The 16,925-nt window shown below is 64.8% G+C and carries 15 protein-coding genes; 6 read left to right on the top strand and 9 right to left on the bottom strand.

The genetic code is table 11. The features are described from left to right. Window positions 1–7: 7 nt before the first annotated feature. Entirely contained in the window at window positions 8–1,651 is a 1,644-nt protein-coding gene (gene pgm, locus IF690_RS16410; protein WP_202696503.1) for a phosphoglucomutase (alpha-D-glucose-1,6-bisphosphate-dependent), read from the top strand. A 207-nt stretch (window positions 1,652–1,858) separates the two neighbouring features. Here pgm and IF690_RS16405 read toward each other — a convergent pair whose 3' ends face one another. Then, complete coding sequence (locus IF690_RS16405) at window positions 1,859–2,554, bottom strand: pirin family protein (RefSeq protein ID WP_202696502.1); 696 nt, start codon at window positions 2,552–2,554, stop codon at window positions 1,859–1,861. 12 nt (window positions 2,555–2,566) lie between these two features. Then, entirely contained in the window at window positions 2,567–2,713 is a 147-nt protein-coding gene (locus tag IF690_RS16400) for a hypothetical protein (RefSeq protein WP_202696501.1), read from the bottom strand. 118 nt (window positions 2,714–2,831) lie between these two features. Here IF690_RS16400 and IF690_RS16395 point away from each other — a divergent pair, with 118 nt between their 5' ends. After that, window positions 2,832–5,291: a UvrD-helicase domain-containing protein gene (locus tag IF690_RS16395; RefSeq protein ID WP_202696500.1), complete on the top strand. Its 2,460-nt coding sequence runs from the start codon at window positions 2,832–2,834 to the stop codon at window positions 5,289–5,291. Between the two features lie 62 nt (window positions 5,292–5,353). On the opposite strand, the gene IF690_RS16390 is transcribed toward IF690_RS16395, so the two are convergent. Beyond that, the gene (locus IF690_RS16390; protein ID WP_202696499.1) at window positions 5,354–5,623 is read right to left on the bottom strand and encodes a DUF1652 domain-containing protein; all 270 of its coding nucleotides are present in this window, start codon (window positions 5,621–5,623) and stop codon (window positions 5,354–5,356) included. A 288-nt stretch (window positions 5,624–5,911) separates the two neighbouring features. Here IF690_RS16390 and IF690_RS16385 point away from each other — a divergent pair, with 288 nt between their 5' ends. Genes IF690_RS16385 through IF690_RS16370 form a run of 4 tightly spaced genes read left to right on the top strand, consistent with a single transcriptional unit; the run spans window position 5,912 to window position 9,723 of the window. Next, window positions 5,912–6,727, top strand: coding sequence for an AraC family transcriptional regulator (locus IF690_RS16385; RefSeq protein WP_202696498.1), 816 nt, complete (start codon window positions 5,912–5,914; stop codon window positions 6,725–6,727). A 51-nt stretch (window positions 6,728–6,778) separates the two neighbouring features. Beyond that, window positions 6,779–8,185 (top strand): NAD(P)/FAD-dependent oxidoreductase, encoded by a 1,407-nt coding sequence (locus tag IF690_RS16380; protein ID WP_202696497.1) that lies wholly within the window; start codon window positions 6,779–6,781, stop codon window positions 8,183–8,185. A 54-nt stretch (window positions 8,186–8,239) separates the two neighbouring features. Next, window positions 8,240–8,581: a cupin domain-containing protein gene (locus IF690_RS16375; protein WP_202696496.1), complete on the top strand. Its 342-nt coding sequence runs from the start codon at window positions 8,240–8,242 to the stop codon at window positions 8,579–8,581. A gap of 47 nt (window positions 8,582–8,628) precedes the next feature. Continuing rightward, on the top strand, window positions 8,629–9,723 hold the full coding sequence (locus tag IF690_RS16370; protein WP_202696495.1) for a polyamine ABC transporter substrate-binding protein: 1,095 nt from the start codon (window positions 8,629–8,631) through the stop codon (window positions 9,721–9,723). 45 nt (window positions 9,724–9,768) lie between these two features. Here the strand turns inward: IF690_RS16370 and IF690_RS16365 are convergent, their stop codons facing one another. The 6 genes from IF690_RS16365 to IF690_RS16340 form a co-directional block, all read right to left on the bottom strand. Then, complete coding sequence (locus IF690_RS16365; protein WP_202696494.1) at window positions 9,769–10,971, bottom strand: MFS transporter; 1,203 nt, start codon at window positions 10,969–10,971, stop codon at window positions 9,769–9,771. Between the two features lie 246 nt (window positions 10,972–11,217). Further along, complete coding sequence (locus IF690_RS16360; protein ID WP_202696493.1) at window positions 11,218–11,982, bottom strand: SDR family oxidoreductase; 765 nt, start codon at window positions 11,980–11,982, stop codon at window positions 11,218–11,220. Then, window positions 11,979–13,361, bottom strand: coding sequence for an aspartate aminotransferase family protein (locus tag IF690_RS16355; protein WP_202696492.1), 1,383 nt, complete (start codon window positions 13,359–13,361; stop codon window positions 11,979–11,981). Before IF690_RS16355 ends, IF690_RS16360 begins: the two co-directional genes overlap by 4 nt. Before the next feature lie 201 nt (window positions 13,362–13,562). Beyond that, a complete protein-coding gene (locus tag IF690_RS16350; RefSeq protein ID WP_202696491.1) occupies window positions 13,563–14,378 on the bottom strand; it encodes a molybdenum cofactor biosynthesis F family protein in 816 nt (271 codons plus the stop codon). A gap of 91 nt (window positions 14,379–14,469) precedes the next feature. After that, window positions 14,470–15,159 carry a response regulator transcription factor gene (locus tag IF690_RS16345; protein WP_202696490.1) on the bottom strand — a complete coding sequence of 230 codons (690 nt, stop codon included), beginning with the start codon at window positions 15,157–15,159 and terminating at the stop codon, window positions 14,470–14,472. A 194-nt stretch (window positions 15,160–15,353) separates the two neighbouring features. After that, complete coding sequence (locus IF690_RS16340) at window positions 15,354–16,688, bottom strand: aspartate aminotransferase family protein (protein WP_202696489.1); 1,335 nt, start codon at window positions 16,686–16,688, stop codon at window positions 15,354–15,356. Window positions 16,689–16,925 lie beyond the last annotated feature (237 nt).

The raw sequence follows: 16,925 nt of genomic DNA, 5'->3' as shown, positions 1-16,925 counted from the left end.
GTTTTGCATGACACTCAGTCCTTTTGCGGGCAAACCGGCACCGACAGAATTGTTGGTCGATCTTCCGCGACTGGTAACGGCCTACTACACTGGCCAGCCCGATGCCGCCATCTCTACCCAGCGGGTCGCCTTCGGCACCTCGGGGCATCGTGGCAGCTCGTTCGATCTGAGTTTCAACGAATGGCACGTCCTGGCCATCAGCCAGGCGATCTGCCTGTATCGCCAGGCCCAGGGCATCGATGGCCCGCTGTTTGTCGGCATCGATACTCACGCGCTGTCCACCCCGGCCGGCGCCAGCGCCCTGGAAGTGCTGGCCGCCAACGGCGTGACCGTGATGATCGCCGCGGGCGACGAATACACCCCGACGCCGGCGGTGTCCCACGCGATTCTCTGCTACAACCGTGGCCGTACCAGCGGCCTGGCCGACGGCATCGTGATCACCCCGTCGCACAACCCGCCACAAAGCGGTGGCTACAAGTACAACCCCACCAACGGCGGCCCGGCCGACACCCACATCACCAAGTGGATCGAAGCCAAGGCCAACGAGCTGCTGGCCAACAAGCTGGCCGGCGTGAAGCGCATCAGCTACGAGCAGGCGCTGAAAGCCGACACCACCCATCGTCATGACTACGTCAACAGCTACGTCGCCGACCTGATCAACGTTATCGACCTGGATGCCATCCGCGACGCCAAGTTGCGCCTGGGTGTCGATCCGCTGGGCGGAGCAGGGGTGCGCTACTGGTCGGCGATTGCCGAGCACTATCGCCTGGACCTGGAAGTGGTCAACAAGGAAGTCGATGCCACCTTCCGTTTCATGTCCGTCGACTGGGATGGCCAGATCCGCATGGACCCGTCGTCCAGCTATGCGATGCAAGGCCTGATCGGCCTGAAGAATCGTTTTGACGTGGCCTTCGGCTGCGACCCGGACCACGACCGCCACGGCATCGTGACCCCGACTGGCGGCCTGCTGGCGCCGAACAATTACCTGGCGGTGGCCATCGACTACCTGTTCCAGAACCGTCCGCAATGGCGCGCCGATGCGGCCGTGGGCAAGACCGTGGTCAGCAGTGGCCTGATCGACCGTGTGGCCGCGCGCCTGGGCCGTCGCCTGTACGAAGTGCCGGTGGGCTTCAAGTGGTTCGCCGACGGCCTGTTCGACGGCTCCCTGGGCTTTGGCGGTGAAGAAAGCGCCGGTGCTTCGTTCCTGCGCAAGGATGGCGGCGTCTGGAGCACCGACAAGGACGGCCTGATCCCGGCCTTGCTGGCGGCGGAAATGACTGCCCGCACCGGTCGCGACCCGAACCAGGCCTACCGCGCCTTGTGCGATGAGCTCGGCGAGCCGTTCTCGGTGCGCGTCGATGCCAAGGCCAACCCGCAGCAGAAAGCGCTGCTGAGCAAACTGTCGCCGGAGCAGGTGACTTCGACCCAGCTGGCCGGCGAAAGCATCCAGCAGATCCTCAGCCATGCGCCGGGCAACGACCAGGCGATCGGCGGCCTCAAGGTCATGACCGAGAACGGCTGGTTCGCCGCGCGTCCATCGGGCACCGAAGACATCTACAAGATCTACGCCGAGAGCTTTATCGGCGACGATCACCTGAAACAACTGGTGCAGGAGGCGCAGGCCCTGGTGGACGGCGCGATCAGTGGCTGATCCGCGATAGGATCCGTAAGCCGAGCAAAAAAGGGGCGACCAGATGGTCGCCCCTTTTTATTGTTGCAGCGCCTTGTAGGCGCGAGGCTTGCCCGCGATGGCTGCCGTTTGGGTGACAACTATCTTCAGCTAGAACGGAAAGGGCGGCTTTGCCGCCCATTGCGAGCAAGCTTCGCTTCTACAGAAGCCGATCGTTTCTTCGCTGTCTCAAGCCAGGTCCACCAGGACGATTTCGCTGTCCTCGAGGGCGGTGACCCGCAGCAGGCGTTCATCTTCGACTGCGATACCGTCTCGAGCTTCGGCGCGCAAGCCATTGACTTCAATCACCCCGGTCGCCGGCACCAGGTAGGCCCGGCGACCGTTGTCCAGCGAGTACTCGGCGGACTCGCCGGCCTTCAGGTTGGCGGCCACCAGGCGCGCGTCGGCACGGATCCGCAGGCTCTGGTCATCGCCTTGCTTGCCGCTGGCCAGGGTCACGAAGCCTTCGCGCTGGCCTTTGGGGAATGGCTTGGCGCCCCAGGACGGCGCGGAACCGGCCTCGTTGGGGATGATCCAGATCTGGAAGATCTTGGTTGCGCCGGCTTCCAGGTTGTATTCGCTGTGGGCGATCCCGGTGCCGGCGCTCATCACCTGTACGTCGCCGGCCTCGGTGCGGCCCTTGTTGCCCAGGTTGTCCTGGTGGGTAATGGCGCCTTCACGGACGTAGGTGATGATCTCCATGTCCCGGTGCGGGTGCTGCGGGAAACCGCTGCCGGGGGCGATCACATCGTCGTTCCACACCCGCAGGTTGCCCCAGTTCATGCGTTTGGGGTCGTAGTACTCGGCGAACGAAAAGTGGTGGTGGGCATCCAACCAGCCATGATGGGCGCCGCCCAGGGATTTGAAGGGTCTGAGTTCAAGCATGATCGTCTCCTGTCAGGGTTCGTCATGGGGCGCCTTGGTCGGGCCGCAGAACGAGACCGGTGATTGATGGCGCTCATCATCCATCAGCCAAAGATCGATAAAAAGCGCAAAAAATGCAGTGATCCGATCTAATAAGTAGATGTATTTTGCAGTGCTCATTCTGCTTCCAAACATTCAGTTCGGGGCTTAAGTGGATGACCTGTAAGCATTTCACTAGAAGTCATCGACGAATGAAGCGACCATACCGTCCCACACAGCCTCACACCCTGGAGTCAGCGTGCCGCAACACAGCCCCGATCTTCCTCCCGAACTCTTGCCCCTGGCCGAAATGCCGCTGCTCAAGCGCTTGGCGGCCAGGTTCTTCGGTCACGGCCTCAGTCGCCTGCGCGCCCAGCATCGCGCGTCCTGGCTGCATGGCCAGGCGGACGGCTTTCGCAGCGGGCACACCGCCGGGGTGGAGTACGGTTACCAGGAGGGCAAGGCCGAAGGCCTGGAGCAGGGCCGCCAGGTATTGCTGATTCGCGACAGCCGCTCCACCGAGCATCCGGCTCCCGGCGTCGATGATCATCTGTTCGATGACTGGCGCCTGCCGCTGAGCGCCGAGCTGAAGAAGCGCGTCAAGGCCGACGTTGGCCGCCTGCTGCCGGCCCATGCCCAGCCCAGCAGCGCGCAATGGAAGATGATCTTCAGCGAAACCCCGTCTACCTCGGTGATTGCCGGCGCTGGCGCGGGCAAGTCGACCTCCCTGGTCCTGCGCATCCTGCTGCTCAATCATTACCTGGGCTTCGAGCTCGACTCGATGACCGTGGTGACCTTCACCCGCGAGTCGCGCAAGGACTTCATCAACAAGCTGATGGAGGTATTCGCGCTCTGGGGCCGGCCCCTGGGTCTCAAGGAGGCGCGGGAACTGGTGCGCACTTTCCACTCGCGCATCCTGCCAATGGTCCGCAGCCTGCCGGGTTTCGAGCGCCTGCAGGCGTTCGAGAACCTCAGCGATCGCCCGGCGGCGGGGGATCTGGAGGTCGACAGCAATCCCTTCGACCTGCGGATCAACGACGCCCAGCGCAAGCACCTGAATGCCTGCTATCACGCCTTGCACCAGCGTGACGGGCGTTTCCGCGAGGCGATCAAGCCGTTGCTGCGCCACGCCCTGCAGCTCAAGGAACTGGAGCGCGATCACCCGGATGTGCAGAAACGCATGGCGGTGACCGAACTGGCCGCCAAGCGTGACGAGGAGCTGTGCGACACCCTCGAAGACCTGTGGTTTCGCGCCGGGGCCTGGCCGATCAAGGGTATCGAGCCGAACCGGCAGACGGTCGAAATCAATGGTTCGCAGTTCCATTGCCATGGCTACATCGCCGAGCTGGATGCCTGGGTGGTGCTGGGGTTCGATCCTCGGGAAAACCCGCAGCTGAGCCGTCCCGGGTCGAAGCTTTCGGTGCGCGCGGAGTGGGCGGTAAAGCGCACCCTGTTTCAAGCTTTTTGTCGTAAGCCTATGATTTGGCTTGATAGTTATGAATCGGCAAAGCGGGTTTTGTCGTCCCTGGCCGGCGATGCCACTGCCGGGCCGGGCTTCGATTACAAGGTCAAGGGCGAGCTGGCTTCGGCGCCGCTGCTGGACTGTTTTGTCGCCGCGGCCGGGTTTATCGAGAACCTCGGGCTGGACGTGTCGGTGGCCGTGGGCCAGATGGTTTTTCCCCGGGACGACCCGGACCGCTACTTCTTCGAGGCCCTGAGCCTGTTCTGGCGGGCGCTGGACGACCACCTGCTCGACCAGTCGCCGCCAATCATGAGCTACAACCGCATGTTCGCGCTGTTCGGCGAGAACACCCCGGAGAACTTCAAGCTGCTCAGCGATGAGCGACTGCGGCCGATGTCGCACCTGATGATCGACGAATTCCAGGACGTCTCGCCGCAGATCGTCTCGTGGATTCGCGCCAGCCTGCGCGAGATCCGCAGTCGCGGGCCGGCGATGCATGTCGGGCGTGGGGCGCAGCGTTCGTCGTTGCTCTGCGTGGGGGATGACTGGCAGTCGATCTACGGCTGGCGCGGCAGTTCGCCGAAGTACTTCATGGAGTTCAACAAGGAGTTCCCGTCGCCGGCCACCACCCGAGTGATGCTCAGCGAGAACTATCGCAGCCATCAGCACATCATCGACGCGGCGGAACATATCGTCCGCGCGGCACCGGCGATTGCCGGGAAGAAGGCCAGGGCCAGCGGCGAACCCAAGGAAGTGCTGCCCGTGAAGGTGCTGGACCGGGATGACCAAGGGCTGGCGGCGCGGCTGGCGGAGCACTATCGCAATGGCGATTCGATCTTGATGTTATTTCGAAAAAGTAGCGATAAGTCATTGATTGAAGAGTATATATTGCCAATAGTTAATGTTGATTCTAGGTTGCCGACCGAGGATCGACGCCTCAAGCAGTTGACCTACCACAGTTCCAAGGGCTTGCAGGCGGATGCGGTGTTCCTGCTCGGCGATTGCCAGCACCTGACCAGTTCGCCCTACAAGAATCAGGTCTATCGCATGGCCGGGCTGGGCAAGGATGGCGACAGCGAGCCCTACGACAATGCGCAGAAGGACGAGACCCTGCGCCTGGCCTATGTCGGTATCACCCGCGCGGTAAAACATTGCTACTGGTATGTGGACAGCCCGGACACCCAGGCGGCCAATGCACCCAAGGCCTCGGACCGGATTCCCCAGGGCAAGCCGTTCTTCGCCGACCTGCGGGCATGAAAAAGCCCGCGCAATGGCGGGCTTGAGGGCAACCTGGGGCGGGTCAAGAAAAGAGAGCGGCCCTAGGCTTTCAAGGCGAGTGGCGGCATGAAGGCCTCCAGCTCGTCTTCCACCGCCTCGATTATTCGCTCGACATCGGTGGCGTTCATCACGGTGGCGCAGGGGATGCCGGCAATGGCGATCATGGTCTCGCCGCTGGCACGATCGAAGAGCCGGGCGATCATGCTGCCAGGCGCATCCATGCTGGCCTCGAAGCCCATGGGGTGAAAATGCCAGCGCATCAGCTGGCAGGCGTTCGGAAAGGTGACTTTGCTGGCGGAGACACTATTCATGGATTGCCCACCTTGTTCATTGAGCGCTTCCTTGTGCTCGCGGTAGGTATGGAAGGACCGTCACTGGACCAACCTGTGGAGCTTTTAAAAATAGCACCGGGATATGACATTCAACGGCTTTTTTTCAGGCCGTTTGGCGATTGCCTTGCACTTTTTTGATGCAGGTCATTTCCGCCAGCGATTTAGGCAAAACGCCAGTATCCAGGGGCCATGCATTGGCCATTGAAGCGTTGGACGAACTTCGGCAAGCTGCGCCTATCCGTCCCCCTGAGCTTATATCTGCCCCCTATGTCTGCCCTTGATGATGGCCCGGCGCAAACCCAGGCCACCGGTGAGACGGTGCTGCGCTATCACCTGTGCTGGAAGCACCGCGACCTCGATGGCGTCATGGCGCTGTATCACCCGGAAATCCAGTACAACGACTTTTTCCAGAACCGCACCCTGGGCCTGGACGAGTTGCGCGAATACGTGAGCAACAGCATGCCGCGCGCGCCCGACGAGGCCCTGGAGCACAGCGACCGCATCCGCCTGGACGGCAATACCGCGTTCATTCAATACCAGGTGACCCTGCGTGGCGGGCAGGGCCTGGTGTCGTTTCGCGCCAGCGAGGCGATCACCGTGCGCGACGGCCTGATCTGGCGGGTCAACGAATACGCCTCCCTGGTGCGCGAGGCGGCGCCGAGCAAGGCCGGTGGCGGCGCGCGGCCGGCGGCCAGCCGCCTGGGGTTGTCGCCGCGCCAGCTGAGTTTCATGGCCGAGGACCTGCAACAGTACTTCGAGCGCCAGCAGCCGTACCTCGACCCGGAACTGGACCTGCAGCGGGTGGCGAAGGAGTGTGGCTACAGCCGCAACCAGATCTCCTACCTGCTCAACCAGGTGCTGGGGCAGAGCTTCTACCGCTATGTGAACCAGGCACGCCTGCAGCATTTGCTGGCGGCGCTGGACCAGGCCGCGCCGCCGGTGCGTATCGACGAGCTGGCGTTCGCCGCCGGTTTCAACTCGCTGTCGGCGTTCTACAGCTGTTTCCGCCAGCACACTGGCCTGTCGCCCAAGGCTTATGCCAGGCAAATTTCTTTGCGTGCACGCGCGCAAGACAACCCCTGAGCCCAGGCACTAGGATCGCCGCCATCGAAGTTCGGGTGGCGGAGTCGGTGTATGCCAGCGTGGCGCAACATCAGTTTGTGGATGGATCAGCTCGACGAGCCGCTGCTGGCCCGACCGTCGCTGGAGCAGGACCTGGATGTCGACGTGGCGATCATCGGCGCCGGTTATACCGGGCTGTGGACCGCCTATTACCTCAAGCGCCTGGCGCCGACCCTGAACATCGCCATCGTCGAGGCGCAGACCGCCGGCTTCGGTGCCTCCGGGCGCAACGGCGGCTGGCTGATGGGCAACCTTTTGGGGGAGGACCGGCTGCTGGCCGGGCTCGGCGCGCAGCAGCGCCGCGCGTCCTTCGACCTGCTGCACGGCATTCCCGACGAAGTGGCCAGCGTCCTCGAGCGTGAAGGCATCGACTGCGATTACCGCAAGGGCGGGGTGCTGTACTGCGCCGCGCGTTATCCCGAGCAGGAAATCACCCAGCGCCGCTACCTGGACAAGCTCTACCGCCAGGGCCTCGACGAGCGCGACTACCGCTGGCTGAGCCCCGAGCAACTGGCCCGGCAGATCCGCGTGGCCAAGGCCTACGGCGGCATCTACGCGCCCCATTGCGCGACCATCCAGCCGGCCAAGCTGGTGCGTGGCCTGGCCCGGGCCGTGGAACGCCTGGGCGTGCGTATCTACGAAAACAGCCCGGTCAGCCACTGGCAGTCCGGCAGCCTGCAAACCGCCAGGGCCAGCGTGCGTTGCCGCTGGATAGTGCCGGCGGTGGAGGGCTATTCGGTGACCCTGCCGCCCCTGGGCCGTTACCAGTTGCCGGTGCAAAGCCTGCTGGTGGCCACCGAGCCCTTGCCAGCCGCGACCTGGGACGAGATCGGCCTGAGCCAGGGCCAGGCGTTCAGCGAAAGCAGCCGCCAGGTCACCTACGGCCAGCGCACCGCCGATAACCGCCTGGTGTTCGGCGCCCGCGGCGGCTACCAGTTCGCCGGCAAGCTGCGCCAAGACTTCGACCTGACCCGCAGCGAAGTCGAGCTGCGGCGCTACCTGTTCTGCGAGCTTTTCCCACAGTTGAACAATGTGCGGATCACCCACTCCTGGGGCGGCAACCTGGGCATGTCCCGGCACTTCCGACCGCACATGCTCTGCGACCGCCGGCACGGCATCGCGCTGTCCGGCGGCTACGGCGGCGAAGGCGTGGGCGCCAGCAACCTGGGCGGGCGGACCCTGGCCGAGCTGATCCTCGAGCGCGACAGCGAGCTGACCCGCCAGCCCTGGGTGATCCCCGAGGGCGGCCTCGACGCCTTGCGCGCCTGGGAGCCGGAGCCGTGCCGCTGGCTGGGCTACAACGCGATCATTCGCAGCTTCGTCCATGAAGACCAGGCCCTGGCCAACCCGGCCACGCCGCCCTGGCGCCGCCGGCTGGCCAGTCGGGTGGCGGGTTTCATGGAAGGGCTGATGCACTGAGCCAGGTTTTTTACAGCAGTTTTCACAGCGGTTTTTCCATCGACAGGTAGCGCCATGAGCATCACTCAATTCAAGAACACCGCCCACGCCGTCCTTGAGCAATCGACTCCGGTGGCGGTGCCCCTGGGCAGTCCGGTCGCCGTGACTTCGGTGACCTGTGTCGAGCGCAACGACGGCGTCGAAACCGGCATCTGGGAGTGCACGCCCGGGCGCTGGCGGCGGCAGATCGTTGCCCAGGAGTTCTGCCATTTCATCCAGGGGCGTTGCACCTTCACCCCGGACAACGGCGAACCCTTGCTTATAGAAGCCGGCGATGCACTGATGTTGCCGGCCAACAGCACCGGGACCTGGGACATCCAGGAAACCGTGCGCAAGACCTACGTGTTGATTTTCTGATCCTTTGATTGCCTGCCAATAAAAACAACCCACACAGGAATCGCCCCATGATCCGTAGAAAACCGGCTTTATCGCTGTGCGTGCCATTGCTGCTGGTGGCTTCCTTCAGCCAGGCGGCCGAGACCGTGAAGATCTACAACTGGTCGAGCTATATCGCCCCGGACACCCTGAAGAACTTTCAGAAGGAAACCGGCATCGGTTTCAGCTACGACGTCTACGACAGCAACGAAACCCTGGACGGCAAGCTGATGACCGGTCGCTCCGGTTATGACGTGGTGTTTCCTTCCAACCACTTCATGGCCCGGCAGATCGAGGGCGGGGCGCTGAAGAAGCTCGACAAGAGCCAGCTGCCGAACTGGAAGAACCTCAACCCGGTGCTGCTCGAGGCCTTGCAGGCCAACGATCCGGGCAACGAGCACGGCTTCCCGTACCTCTGGGGCAGCACCGGGATCGGCTACAACGTCGCCAAGGTCAAGGCGGTGCTGGGGGACAACGCGCCGGTGGACTCCTGGGACCTGATCTTCAAGCCCGAGTACATGCAGAAGCTGCAGAAGTGCGGGGTGGCGATCCTCGACAACGGCCCCGAGCTGCTGCCGGCGGCGCTGAATTACCTGGGCCTGCCGCACCACAGCAAGAACCCCGAGGACTACAAGAAGGCCGAAGCGCTGCTGCTGAAGATCCGGCCTTATGTCGCCTACTTCCATTCCTCCAAGTACACCGGCGACCTGGCCAACGGCGATATCTGCGTGGCGGTGGGCTTCTCCGGCGACGTGCTGCAAGCCGATAGCCGGGCCAAGGAAGCCAAGAACGGCGTGGCGATCGGCTATGCGATTCCCAGGGAAGGCGCGCCGATCTGGTTCGACATGGTGGCCATGCCCAACGACGCGCCGGACGAAAAGGCCGGGTATGCCTACATGAACTACCTGCTGCGCCCGGAGGTGATGGCCGAGATCACCAACCATGTGCACTACGCCAACGGCAACGAACAGGCCGACAGCCTGGTCGACCCGGCCATCAAGAGCGACACCAAGGTCTACCCGAGCCCGGACATGATGGGCAAGCTGTTCGCCCTGGAAGCCATGCCGCTGAATATCGACCGGATCCGCACCCGAGTGTGGAACAAAATCCGCACCGGCAGTTGAGGCGTTGCCGCCGCTCCCCGATCTGGCGACCGGGGAGCGGCGCTTTCAGGGGGTTATCTTCAACCGTGCCGCCAGCAGCACGCCCAGCAGCGCGGCCGCCAGCACCAGCGCCGCCGGGGCGGACCAGCCGGCGTAGGCGACGGTGGCGCTCAGGGCGATGGGCGCGAGCACCTGGCCCAGGTAGTTGCCTTGCATCACCAGGCCCAGGCACAGCGGGACCAGCGCGGGCTGCGGCGAAGTCAGCGAGGTACTGGCGAGGATAGTGGCGGGGAGCATGCCGGCCACCGCGCAAAAGAAGAAGCATAGAGGGATCACCAGGTCGGTCGGCGTGGCCGAGAGGAAGATGCCCATCCCGGAAAGCCCCATGACGATACTGGTGCCGGCGAGCAGCGCTTGCGGGCGGACGCCGCGTGACAGCAGCAGGCCGGCGCCGATGTTGCCGATGATATTGACCGCCACCACCGCGGCGCTGACCAGCCCGGCGCTGGTGATCGACAGCCCGACGCGCTGCATGAGGAACACCGGCAGGAAGGCCATCACCGCGAAGAACTGCAGGTTGTAGGCAGTGAACATCAGCGCCATCAGCAGCGGCTGGCGGGCGCGCAGCACGCTGCTCAGGGAGTGGCGCAAGGCGGATTGCGCCTGGCTGCGTAGCGTCAGCGGATCCCTGGGGGTGGTCAGCGGCAGCAGCAGGGCCGCCAGCAGGGTCAGGGCCGCGCCCGCGACCCAGCTCAGTTGCCAGCCGCCCAGCAATGGCCCGATAAGCATCGAAGTGCCGATACCGAACGCCATGAAGGTGCTCCAGATGCCGAACACCAGGTTGCGTTTGGGCGCCGGGACCAGGCGGTTGAGCACCGCCGGTGCCGCGACCACCACCATGACGAACCCCAGGCCCTCGACAAAACGCGTGGCCAGCAGCCCATGGAAGTCATGCAGGCTGGCACCCAGCGCGCTGGCGGCGCAGATGATCAGCAGGCCGAGCGCCAACAGATAACGATCACCCCAGCGCTGCACAAGAATGCCGACGGCGATGCCGCCAAACACCCCGACCAAGGGGAAGGCCGACATGATCCAGCTCAGGGACTCCAGGGAACGGCCGAATTCCTGCTGCAACTCGGGCAGGGCGATGGTGGCCTTGCCGATGTGCAGCGCCGCGGCAATGCCGGCAAACACTACATTGAACACCGCGGGCCAATACCCGGTATCGGCGACGACGTAGCTGAGGGTGTCTGGCTTGGTTGAGGTCATGGGCTTCTCCGAAGGCAGGCGGACGGCGGTGAGGATCGCCGGGGGCAGTGCGCCACTGGGTCGGAGCCGACTGTAAAAGTTAAAGTTGACTTCAAGTCAATCGACAAAAACGGGATGTTGCGTTTTACCCATGAAGTCATTCGGCGGCCGCATCCGCTGGATGTAATGCCCGGGCGCAACGGCGCCAGAAACGGACCGCTGAGAGTGCCGGCGCCCGCTCGGACGCCGCGGCTGAGGTGTCAGCCTTCAGCTGAACTGGGTGTTTTCCGGCAGCAGGGCGCCGCCATCGACGATCAGGGTCTGCCCGGTGATATAGCCGGCCTGTTCGGACGCGAGAAACAGCATGGCGTGGGCGATGTCCTGCGGGCTGCCCAGGCGCTTGAGCGGGATGCCCCTGGCCAGGGCCGCGCCATCGCCAAGGTTGGCCATGGCCTGGGTGGCGATCAGGCCGGGTTCGACGCCGTTGACGGTGATCCGGTGTTCGGCCAGTTCCAGGGCCGCCGCGCGGATGAAGCCGTTGACCCCGGCCTTGGACGCGGCGTAGTGGGCCAGCCCGGGAATCGCCGTGCGCGGCCCGGTCACCGAAGAGGTGATGACGATGCGTGGATGCTCGGCCCGACGCAGCGCCGGCAGCGCCGCCCGGGTCAGCCAGAAGCAGCTCTTGAGGTTCACCGCCAGGGTCGTGTCCAGGGTTTCGTCCTTCAGATCGCACAGGCTCTCCATCGGAAACACCCCGGCGTTATGGATCAGCAGGTCCAGGCCGCCGAAGGCTTGCAGCGTGGCGGCCACCGCCTGGTCGGCCGCGGCCCGGGTGCTCAGGTCCAGCACCAGCAGTTCGGCGCTGCCGCCGGCCTCGCGGATCAGGCGCCGGGTTTCGGCACCCGAGGCTTCGCTGCGGGTGGCGAGCAGTACCTTGGCGCCCTGGGCGGCGAAGACCTGCGCGATGGCGCGGCCAATGCCCTGGCCGGAGCCGGTGACCAGGGCGATACGGCCGGTGAGGTCGAGCATCATGGGGTTTCTCCTTGAGTGACGGTGCCCAGGCATTCGTCCAGCAGGCGGTTGTGCAGGTCGACATCGTCGGTGGTGGCCGCCGGGCACAGCAGCGCCATGTTGTGGAACGGCGTCAGCAACACACCGCGGTTGAGCAGGTAGAGATGAAGATAGGCCTCGATCAAGCCGTGGCGTGCCCGGTGGGCTTCGCCGCCGTTGCGCGGCGCGTGGTCCATGAACAGGTATTCGACCCGGGCGCCGATCCGCGTCACGTGCCAGGGCAGGCGGTGCTTGGCGATCAGCGCCTGGACCCCGGCCCGCAGGCGCTCGGCCAGGGCGATCATGTGCGCATAGTTGGCTGCGCTCATGACCTCGCTGAAGGTGGCGCGCATGGCCGCCATTTGCAGGGCGTTGCCGGCCAGGGTGCCGCCGAAGCCGAAGTGATTGATCGCCTGGCCGGGCTGGAAGTGTGGCAGCACCTGCCAGATGCGCTCGGCCATGGCCCGGCTGGCGCCCCAGACCGCGGTAGGGATGCCGCCGGCGATGCATTTGCCGAGCACGAAGAAGTCCGGTTGCAGGCCATGTTCGCCGCTGTAGCCGGCCGGGCCGCAGGAGATGGTGTGGGTTTCGTCGATGATCAGCGGCACATCGAAACGCCGGGTCAGCTCGCGCAGGCCGTCGTGGAAGCCGGGGGCGGGCGGGACCATGCCGACGTTGGTCATGAAGGGCTCGGTCAGCACTGCGGCCACATCGCCATGGGCCAGTGCCGCCTCCAGCGCCGGCAGGTCGTTGAACTCCACCAGCCGGGTGGTGGCGTCGTGCCGCAGGCCGTTGGCGTGCACGCCTTCGCGGGGAATCATCTGGCCGCTGGCGTCGAACTCGACCTGGGACTCGTCGACGCTGCCGTGGTAGTTGCAGTTGAACACCAGCACTTTCTCCCGGCCGGTGAGCATCCGGCACAGGCGCAGCACGAAACGGTTGGCGTCGGTGGCCGAGGTGGTGACCTGCCAGAACGGCAGGCCGAAGCGTCGCACCAGTTCCTGGCCGACCCACAGGCTGTCGGCGGTCGGCAGCATCAGGGTCGAACCGTGCCGGGCCTGCTGCGCGATGGCCTCGGCCACGGCGGGCTGGCCATGGCCGAACATGGCGCCGGTGTCGCCCAGGGCGAAATCGACGTAGCGGTTGCCGTCGCAGTCGGTCAGCGTCGCGCCCTGGGCGTCGGCCACCAGGATCGGGTACAGCCCCGGCCATTGCTGCATCCAGTGCAGCGGCGCGCCATACAGCCAGTGCTTGAGGTTTTCCCGGTAGAAACCGGCGGAGCGCGGGTGGCGTTCGGCGAACAGTTGCAGCTCGGATTGGTAACGGCTGGCGACGCGGTCGAGGTTGAGGCCGAGGGTCATGATTGGAGTCCTGTGGGATTTAGAGGCGGAACGCGGGTGCCTGGGTAGCCGCTGCCGAGCAATAGCGAGGCTGCGATCGGCAACGCAGTTGCCGCGAAACCTGCGCTTGCGGTGTATCAGGCGGAACACGCTGGCCGGATTGCGCCCGCTGCGCGGTCGATCGCAGCCTCGCTATTGCTCGGCAGCGGCTACAGGTCAGCATCAGATGTACGTGGTGCGGTTCAGCACATGGGCGAGGGCGCCCACCGGGAAGTTGCTGGGGGTGGCAAAGTCCGTGCCCTGGTAGCCGAAGATCTTGCCGTCGGTCCTGCCCGCTTGCAGGTCGATCAGCACCAGGCCCAGGGTCGGCACGATCTTTTCGCGCCAGACGAACAGGTACAGCTGTTCGGCGATCTTGTAGTAATGGCAGCGGTCGGTGTCCGCCAGGCCCTGCTCGACGCCCTTGAGGCACTGCCAGCTGTAGAAGTTGCGGTTCAGGTAGACGTGCTCGTAGGCCTCGGTGGCGCTGTACAGGTACTGGTTGCGCAGCCCGACCAGTTCCTCGGTCAGCGTGTGTTGCGGGCTGCTGGCGGTCAGCGGTGTGTCGATGCTGCCGTGGAGGAATTGCGCCTGGACGCTGGTCAGCTCGCGGCCGGACAGGGCGCGGCTGAACAGGTCGACCCGGGTCTCGGCCTGGCTCGGCAGCTGCCCGATCACCGCGGTGAAGAGGTTCCGGCCCAGGTCGAGGATCAGGCTCACCGAGTGGACCTGGCCGTTCTCCGACTTGAGAAAGTCCACCAGGTAAATCCCGGAACGTATTGAAGTGGCTCGATAAACGGCTTCGCCGCAGGCACTGCTTGCAGTGTCCCGCCAATGCAGCGACGGCGAACCGAACAGATGTTCGATGCGCCAGCCGTTGGCGAAATGCAGGGTCAGGCCGCGACCGTTGAGGTCATCCAGGCTGGGCAGGATGTGGTTGTCGGCGGCGAAGCCTGCGGCCAGGGCGCCAACGGTAATCCATTCGGGTTGCAGGTTCATGAGGGCGGTTCTTGTCGATGAAGGAGAACCTCATGTTCATCGCGCAAGCCGTTGTTGCCCATCAACCGAATGGTTGAGGCGCGGCGGTTTTTTACAGGAACAGCGCGCTCACCAGCTCGGTGCGGTTGTTCACCCCGACCTTGCGGAACAGGTTGATCAGGTGGGTCTTGACCGTCGGCAGGCCCAGCGCCAGCTGCTGGGCGATGACCTTGTTGCAGGCGCCGTCGCGCAGCAGCCAGGCGATCTGCCGCTCCCGGGGCGTGAGGGCCTCCAGGCGTTCGTCGTGGCGCGAATAGGGCGCCTGGGCGGCGATTTCCAGCAGGCCTTGCAGCGCCTGCAGGGTGCTCAATTCCTCAGGCCGGAACGGGCCCAGGCTGGCATCGCGCAGCAGCGACAGGCCGGCGATCGGGCTGCCGCTGGCATTGCGCGCGAGGACTTCCACCACATCCAGCACCCCGTGGCGTTGCAGGAAAGCCTGGTAAACCTCGGTTTCATGCCGACCCTGCTGGGCCATGCCCATGTGCAGCGACAGCACCGGGCGGCCCGCCGCCATGCAATTGCGCGGGCGCAGCGGGTCGTAGTGCCGGTAGCGTTGCAGGTAGGCCTCATGCATCTGCTGGCTCATGTGGTACAGCGAGAAATGCTCGGCCTGCAGCTGCGCGTCGATGCGGTAGAAGGCGCACAGGGTCGCCGGCACCACCCGGGTAAAGGCGCCGATGCAGCGCTGGCCGAGTTCGTGGGCGTTGGGCAGGGGGCTGTCGAGGCTATGGGTACTGATCACCGAAGGGCTCCTGGCGGATACTGACGGCTTCGCGTCAATGGGCAGAAGAAGCGGGCAAGTCGCGATGCAGTATGGAGATTGTCGGAATTGCCGTCCGCTCGATCCGGCCGGTTTTCCCGATTGCCGCAGGACAAAAAACCGCTGCCGGTTCACCCGCCCGGGGGGCGAGGAACACGGCAGCGGCTATCACCGCCTCAGCGGCGGGCCTGGGTGAAGCCCAGCTCCAGGGCAGTGACTATGGCGTCGATCTGCGGTGGCTGGATCACCAGCGGCGGCGACAGGATGATCTTGGTCCCCACCGGACGCACCATCACCCCGTTGTCGCGGGCGATCTGCGCCACCTGGTTGGCATAACCGCCCATGGGGTCGATCGGCTCGCGGGTGGTCTTGTCGGCCACCAGGTCGAGGGCGATCATCAGGCCCTTGCCGCGCACTTCGCCGACGCTGTCGAAGCGTTCGGCGAACGGCAGCAGCTTATTGAGCATGTAGTCGCCCATTTTCGCGGCGTTGGCCGGCAGGTCTTCCTTGACCACGATGTCGAGGCTGGCCAGGGCCGCCGCGCACGCCACCGGGTGCCCGGAGTAGGTGTAGCCGTGCATGATCGCGCCGGTGAAGTTGGCGTTCTTGCTGAACGCCGACTCGATCCGCTCGTTGACCACCGTGGCGCCCAGCGGGATGTAGCCGGAGGTGATGCCCTTGGCCAGGCACATGATGTCGGGTTTCACGCCCCACAGGCGGCTGCCGAACATCGAGCCGCTACGGCCGAAACCGGTCACCACTTCGTCGGCGATCAGCAGCACGCCGTATTTGTCGCAGACCTCGCGGATCAGCGGCCAGTAGTTGGCCGGCGGCACTATCACGCCGCCGGCGCCCTGGATCGGCTCGGCGATAAAGGCGGCGACGGTGTCGGGGCTCTGGAACTGGATTTCCCGCTCGAGCAGGTCGGCGCAGATCTTGCCGAGCTCTTCCGGGTCCTGGCTGTAGGGGTTGCGGTACAGCCACGGGGTGTCGACGTGGAAGCAACCGGGCAGCAGCGGCTCGTAGTTGCGGCGGAACACCGTGTTGCCGTTGACCGAAGCGCCGCCGAAGTGGGTGCCGTGGTAGCCCTGGCGCAGCGAGATGAACTTGGTGCGGTCGGCCTGGCCTTCGAGTTTCCAGTACTGGCGGGCCAGTTTCAGCGCGGTCTCGATGGCGTCCGAGCCGCCGGAGCTGAAGGCCACGCGGCGCATGCCCTCGGGCTCCAGCAGGTTCATCACCACCCGCGACAGCTCTTCGGCGCGTGGGTGGCTGACACCGTCGAACAGCTGGAAGTATTCCAGCTCGTCCAGCTGGGCGGTGATCGCCGCCTTCACTTCCTTGCGGTTGTGGCCGACGTTGACGTTCCACAACCCGGCGACGCCATCCACCAGCTGGTGGCCCTGGTCGTCGTACACATAGCAGCCATCGCCACGGACAATACGAATCGGCTCGCGTTGTTGCATTTCGTTGGGGTGCAGCATGGGATGCCAGAAGCGGCTTTGTTCGCTCACGTTGAGTCTCCTGAAAACGCACGGACAGCGTGGGACATAGTAGTGCGCCCTTTGCCGGATGCGTGCTTGCCTCTGTGTGCCAGGTTCTTGATCGCCACTGCCATCGACCCGGTATCCCTGATTCCGCTGTCCACCTGGAAAACCGTGTTGGCAGGATTTACGACCGCTGCGCGGCCGATCGCAGGCTTCGCCAGCGGCTACAGGGATCGCGGTGTTTGTAGCCGCTGTCGAGCCTGC

Origin of the sequence: Pseudomonas sp. SK3(2021), assembly GCF_016772375.1 — a bacterium.
GTDB classification, from domain to species: Bacteria; Pseudomonadota; Gammaproteobacteria; order Pseudomonadales; family Pseudomonadaceae; genus Aquipseudomonas; species Aquipseudomonas chlororaphis_I.
This window is presented reverse-complemented; position numbering and strand designations above follow the sequence as displayed.

Excerpts from the sequence above, each read along its gene's own strand:
- IF690_RS16405 (WP_202696502.1), bottom strand. The coding sequence starts at position 2,554 with ATGCTTGAACTCAGACCCTTCAAATCCCTGGGCGGCGCCCATCATGGC.
- IF690_RS16375 (WP_202696496.1), top strand. The coding sequence starts at position 8,240 with ATGAGCATCACTCAATTCAAGAACACCGCCCACGCCGTCCTTGAGCAA.
- pgm (WP_202696503.1), top strand. The coding sequence starts at position 8 with ATGACACTCAGTCCTTTTGCGGGCAAACCGGCACCGACAGAATTGTTG.
- IF690_RS16350 (WP_202696491.1), bottom strand. The coding sequence starts at position 14,378 with ATGAACCTGCAACCCGAATGGATTACCGTTGGCGCCCTGGCCGCAGGC.
- IF690_RS16390 (WP_202696499.1), bottom strand. The coding sequence starts at position 5,623 with ATGAATAGTGTCTCCGCCAGCAAAGTCACCTTTCCGAACGCCTGCCAG.
- IF690_RS16365 (WP_202696494.1), bottom strand. The coding sequence starts at position 10,971 with ATGACCTCAACCAAGCCAGACACCCTCAGCTACGTCGTCGCCGATACC.
- IF690_RS16380 (WP_202696497.1), top strand. The coding sequence starts at position 6,779 with ATGCCAGCGTGGCGCAACATCAGTTTGTGGATGGATCAGCTCGACGAG.
- IF690_RS16370 (WP_202696495.1), top strand. The coding sequence starts at position 8,629 with ATGATCCGTAGAAAACCGGCTTTATCGCTGTGCGTGCCATTGCTGCTG.
- IF690_RS16400 (WP_202696501.1), bottom strand. The coding sequence starts at position 2,713 with ATGAGCACTGCAAAATACATCTACTTATTAGATCGGATCACTGCATTT.
- IF690_RS16385 (WP_202696498.1), top strand. The coding sequence starts at position 5,912 with ATGTCTGCCCTTGATGATGGCCCGGCGCAAACCCAGGCCACCGGTGAG.
- IF690_RS16355 (WP_202696492.1), bottom strand. The coding sequence starts at position 13,361 with ATGACCCTCGGCCTCAACCTCGACCGCGTCGCCAGCCGTTACCAATCC.
- IF690_RS16360 (WP_202696493.1), bottom strand. The coding sequence starts at position 11,982 with ATGATGCTCGACCTCACCGGCCGTATCGCCCTGGTCACCGGCTCCGGC.